Source organism: Jiangella asiatica, assembly GCF_004349065.1.
In the GTDB taxonomy this organism is placed as follows: domain Bacteria; phylum Actinomycetota; class Actinomycetes; order Jiangellales; family Jiangellaceae; genus Jiangella; species Jiangella asiatica.
Window position 1 is genome coordinate 15,001 of record NZ_SMKZ01000084.1, and the last position, 3,411, is coordinate 18,411.

Here is a 3,411-nt window from a genome sequence, read left to right on the forward strand (position 1 = left end):
CGTGGGAGCCTGCGATAATCCCTGGCGAGCTGGCAACCGAGCTATGACCCGGGGGTGTCCGAATGGGGAAACCCGGCGGCAGTCATGTGCCGTCACCGTCACCTGAACACATAGGGTGGTCGGAGGGAACGTGGGGAAGTGAAACATCTCAGTACCCACAGGAAGAGAAAACAAGAGTGATTCCGTGAGTAGTGGCGAGCGAAAGCGGATGAGGCTAAACCGTGCGCGTGTGATACCCGGCAGGGGTTGCGTGTGCGGTGTTGTGGGGTTGTGTTGATTCAGCTGCTGCCGTGGCTGGTCTGGAGTGATCAATCGTTGTTGAAGTCGAAGGGCTTGAGAGGCCTGGCGTAGAGGGTGTTACCCCCGTAGACGTAAGGCAGCGACTCCAGTGATGCGATACCCGAGTAGCACGGGGCTCGTGGAATCTCGTGTGAATCTGGCGGGACCACCCGCTAAGCCTAAATACTCCCTGGTGACCGATAGCGGATCAGTACCGTGAGGGAATGGTGAAAAGTACCCCGGGAGGGGAGTGAAATAGTACCTGAAACCATGTGCCTACAAGCCGTCAGAGCGCTTGCCTTGTGTGGGTGTGATGGCGTGCCTTTTGAAGAATGAGCCTGCGAGTTAGTGGTGTGTGGCGAGGTTAACCCGTGTGGGGTAGCCGTAGCGAAAGCGAGTCCGAAGAGGGCGCCAGAGTCGCATGCTCTAGACCCGAAGCGGAGTGATCTACCCATGGGCAGGGTGAAGCGGAGGTAAGACTTCGTGGAGGCCCGAACCGACCTACGTTGAAAAGTGGGCGGATGACCTGTGGGTAGGGGTGAAAGGCCAATCAAACTCCGTGATAGCTGGTTCTCCCCGAAATGCATTTAGGTGCAGCGTCGCGTGTTTCTTGCCGGAGGTAGAGCACTGGATGGCTGATGGGCCCTACAAGGTTACTGACGTCAGCCAAACTCCGAATGCCGGTAAGTGAGAGCGCGGCAGTGAGACTGCGGGCGATAAGGTTCGTAGTCGAGAGGGAAACAGCCCAGATCACCAGCTAAGGCCCCTAAGCGTGTGCTAAGTGGAAAAGGATGTGGAGTTGCGAAGACAACCAGGAGGTTGGCTTAGAAGCAGCCATCCTTGAAAGAGTGCGTAATAGCTCACTGGTCAAGTGATTCTGCGCCGACAATGTAGCGGGGCTCAAGCACACCGCCGAAGCTGTGACAATCACACGTTAGCCCAGCATCCCTTCCTTGTGGGGGGGTGTTCAGGTGTGTGGTTGGGTAGGGGAGCGTCGTGTGGCGGTTGAAGCGGCGGGGTGACCCAGTCGTGGACGCTACACGAGTGAGAATGCAGGCATGAGTAGCGAAAGACGGGTGAGAAACCCGTCCGCCGAATGACCAAGGGTTCCAGGGCCAGGTTAATCCGCCCTGGGTAAGTCGGGACCTAAGGCGAGGCCGACAGGCGTAGTCGATGGACAACGGGTTGATATTCCCGTACCGGTTGTGGCGCGCCCATGCCGAGCCCGGTGATGCTAACCATCCGAACCTGTGGTTCTCCTTCGGGAGGGCTGACGGGGGAGCGTGGGAACCGATCCGGTAGTAGGCAAGCGATGGGGTGACGCAGGAAGGTAGCCCATCCCGGGCGATGGTTGTCCCGGGGTAACAGTGTGGGGCCGTGGTAGGTAAATCCGCCACAGTAGTGCCCGAGGCTGGATGCCGAGCCGATTGCGGCGAAGTGGGTGATCCTATGCTGTCGAGAAAAGCCTCTAGCGAGCTCCATAGCCGCCCGTACCCCAAACCGACACAGGTGGTCAGGTAGAGAATACCAAGGCGATCGAGTGAACCGTGGTTAAGGAACTCGGCAAAATGCCCCCGTAACTTCGGGAGAAGGGGGGCCGGATACGTGAACACCACACGGTGGGAGCGTTGATGGCCGCAGAGACCAGGGGAAAGCGACTGTTTATTAAAAACACAGGTCCGTGCGAAGTCGCAAGACGATGTATACGGACTGACGCCTGCCCGGTGCTGGAACGTTAAGGGGACGAGTCAACCCTTCGGGGTGAAGCTCAGAACTTAAGCGCCAGTAAACGGCGGTGGTAACTATAACCATCCTAAGGTAGCGAAATTCCTTGTCGGGTAAGTTCCGACCTGCACGAATGGCGTAACGACTTTCCCACTGTCTCAACCACGGACTCGGCGAAATTGCACTACGAGTAAAGATGCTCGTTACCCGCAGCAGGACGGAAAGACCCCGGGACCTTTACTATAGCTTGGTATTGGTGTTCGGTTCGGCTTGTGTAGGATAGGTGGGAGACTGTGAAGCTGTCACGCCAGTGGCGGTGGAGTCAACGTTGAAATACCACTCTGGTCGTACTGGATATCTAACCTCGGTCCGTGATCCGGATCAGGGACAGTGCCTGGTGGGTAGTTTAACTGGGGCGGTTGCCTCCTAAAAGGTAACGGAGGCGCCCAAAGGTTCCCTCAGCCTGGTTGGCAATCAGGCGGCGAGTGCAAGTGCACAAGGGAGCTTGACTGTGAGACCGACGGGTCGAACAGGTACGAAAGTAGGGACTAGTGATCCGGCAGTGGCTTGTGGAAGCGCTGTCGCTCAACGGATAAAAGGTACCCCGGGGATAACAGGCTGATCCTGCCCAAGAGTCCATATCGACGGCATGGTTTGGCACCTCGATGTCGGCTCGTCGCATCCTGGGGCCGTAGCAGGTCCCAAGGGTTGGGCTGTTCGCCCATTAAAGCGGTACGCGAGCTGGGTTTAGAACGTCGTGAGACAGTTCGGTCCCTATCCGCTGCGGGCGCAGGAGACTTGAGAAGGGCTGTCCCTAGTACGAGAGGACCGGGACGGACGAACCTCTGGTGTGCCAGTTGTTCCGCCAGGAGCACGGCTGGTTGGCTACGTTCGGAAAGGATAACCGCTGAAAGCATCTAAGCGGGAAGCCTGCTTCAAGATGAGGTCTCCCACACGGTTAACGTGGTAAGGCCCCCAGCTAGACGACTGGGTTGATAGGCCGGACGTGGAAGCCCAGCAATGGGTGAAGCTGACCGGTACTAATAGGCCGAGGACTTGACCACACACACCCCCCTGCCCCGAAACGGGCAGGGAAACATACTGCGCGCGTCCACTATACGGTTCTGAACCAACAACCACCCCCGCACCCCCACCAACACGGGGGGAACCCACGGGGGCCCGATGGTTGACACCGGTTCAACAAACGTGCCGGCGGTCATAGCGAAGGGGAAACGCCCGGACCCATTCCGAACCCGGAAGCTAAGCCCTTCAGCGCCGATGGTACTGCCCCCCAGCGGGGGTGGGAGAGTAGGACACCGCCGGACACACACCACCAAAACAGCGGACCCCCAACCACCCGGGGGCCCGCTGTTTTGCACACCCAAAGAAAAGGGGGGGCCCTGTTCC

2 rRNA genes (1 of these 2 only partly in view) are annotated in these 3,411 nt (G+C 58.5%); both read left to right on the forward strand.

The features are described 5' to 3' along the window. Positions 1-3,068: ribosomal RNA gene (locus E1269_RS30670) — 23S ribosomal RNA — on the forward strand (it extends 56 nt beyond the left edge of the window). 144 nt (positions 3,069-3,212) lie between these two features. Then, positions 3,213-3,329: ribosomal RNA gene (gene rrf / locus E1269_RS30675) — 5S ribosomal RNA — on the forward strand. Positions 3,330-3,411: the final 82 nt, after the last annotated feature.